The organism is Streptomyces sp. NPDC008163 (assembly GCF_042956885.1).
In the GTDB taxonomy this organism is placed as follows: domain Bacteria; phylum Actinomycetota; class Actinomycetes; order Streptomycetales; family Streptomycetaceae; genus Streptomyces; species Streptomyces drozdowiczii_A.
In genome coordinates, this window is the sequence record NZ_JBIBHG010000028.1 from 1,294 (window position 1) to 3,385 (window position 2,092).

Consider the following 2,092-nt stretch of genomic DNA (forward strand, 5'->3'; position numbering starts at 1 on the left):
GGATCACCAGTGATGGCCCCCCTTCTCCCGAAGTTACGGGGGCATTTTGCCGAGTTCCTTAACCATAGTTCACCCGAACGCCTCGGTATTCTCTACCTGACCACCTGAGTCGGTTTAGGGTACGGGCCGCCATGAAACTCGCTAGAGGCTTTTCTCGACAGCATAGGATCATCCACTTCACCACAATCGGCTCGGCATCAGGTCTCAGACTTCATGCACGACGGATTTGCCTACCGTGCGTCCTACACCCTTACCCCGGGACAACCACCGCCCGGGCTGGACTACCTTCCTGCGTCACCCCATCGCTTACCTACTACAAGTCTGGTTCGTCGGCTCCACCACTACCCTCAACTCCGAAGAGATCGGGCCGGCTTCACGGACTTAGCATCGCCTGATTCAGTATTGGGCGTTTCAAAGCGGGTACCGGAATATCAACCGGTTGTCCATCGACTACGCCTGTCGGCCTCGCCTTAGGTCCCGACTTACCCTGGGCAGATCAGCTTGACCCAGGAACCCTTAGTCAATCGGCGCACACGTTTCTCACGTGTGTATCGCTACTCATGCCTGCATTCTCACTCGTGAACCGTCCACAACTCGCTTCCACGGCTGCTTCACCCGGCACACGACGCTCCCCTACCCATCCATACAGGCGTTGGCCCTATACGTATGAATGACACGACTTCGGCGGTACGCTTGAGCCCCGCTACATTGTCGGCGCGGAATCACTTGACCAGTGAGCTATTACGCACTCTTTCAAGGGTGGCTGCTTCTAAGCCAACCTCCTGGTTGTCTCTGCGACTCCACATCCTTTCCCACTTAGCGTACGCTTAGGGGCCTTAGTCGATGCTCTGGGCTGTTTCCCTCTCGACCATGGAGCTTATCCCCCACAGTCTCACTGCCGCGCTCTCACTTACCGGCATTCGGAGTTTGGCTAAGGTCAGTAACCCGGTAGGGCCCATCGCCTATCCAGTGCTCTACCTCCGGCAAGAAACACACGACGCTGCACCTAAATGCATTTCGGGGAGAACCAGCTATCACGGAGTTTGATTGGCCTTTCACCCCTAACCACAGGTCATCCCCCAGGTTTTCAACCCTGGTGGGTTCGGTCCTCCACGAAGTCTTACCTCCGCTTCAACCTGCCCATGGCTAGATCACTCCGCTTCGGGTCTAGAGCGTGCAACTCAAACGCCCTGTTCGGACTCGCTTTCGCTACGGCTTCCCCACACGGGTTAACCTCGCTACACACCGCTAACTCGCAGGCTCATTCTTCAAAAGGCACGCAGTCACGACGCACCGAGCAAGCTCGATGCGCGACGCTCCCACGGCTTGTAGGCACACGGTTTCAGGTACTATTTCACTCCGCTCCCGCGGTACTTTTCACCATTCCCTCACGGTACTATCCGCTATCGGTCACCAGGGAATATTTAGGCTTAACGGGTGGTCCCGCCAGATTCACACGGGATTTCTCGGGCCCCGTGCTACTTGGGTGTCTCTCAAACAAGCCGTTGATGTTTCAGCTACGGGGGTCTTACCCTCTACGCCGGACCTTTCGCATGTCCTTCGCCTACACCAACGGTTTCTGACTCGTCTCACAGCCGGCAGACTGTGAAAGAGAGATCCCACAACCCCGCATGCGCAACCCCTGCCGGGTATCACACGCATACGGTTTGGCCTCATCCAGTTTCGCTCGCCACTACTCCCGGAATCACGGTTGTTTTCTCTTCCTGAGGGTACTGAGATGTTTCACTTCCCCTCGTTCCCTCCACACTGCCTATGTGTTCAGCAGCGGGTGACAGCCCATGACGACTGCCGGGTTTCCCCATTCGGACACCCCCGGATCAAAGCTCGGTTGACAGCTCCCCGGGGCCTATCGTGGCCTCCCACGTCCTTCATCGGTTCCTGGTGCCAAGGCATCCACCGTGCGCCCTTAAAAACTTGGCCACAGATGCTCGCGTCCACTGTGCAGTTCTCAAACAACGACCAGCCACCCACCACCCCACCCTTACCGGGCGAGTTCACTGGGGCCGGCAACCGAAGGACGACCATGACGGCCGTACCTTCAGATACCCAACAGCGTGCCCGACCCGACCCA

At 57.5% G+C, this 2,092-nt stretch carries 1 rRNA gene (cut by a window edge); it reads right to left on the bottom strand.

Annotation, left to right across the window (positions count from 1 at the left end):
- Window positions 1-1,941, bottom strand: a 23S ribosomal RNA gene (locus tag ACFZAT_RS33280) (it extends 1,271 nt beyond the left edge of the window).
- Window positions 1,942-2,092: the final 151 nt, after the last annotated feature.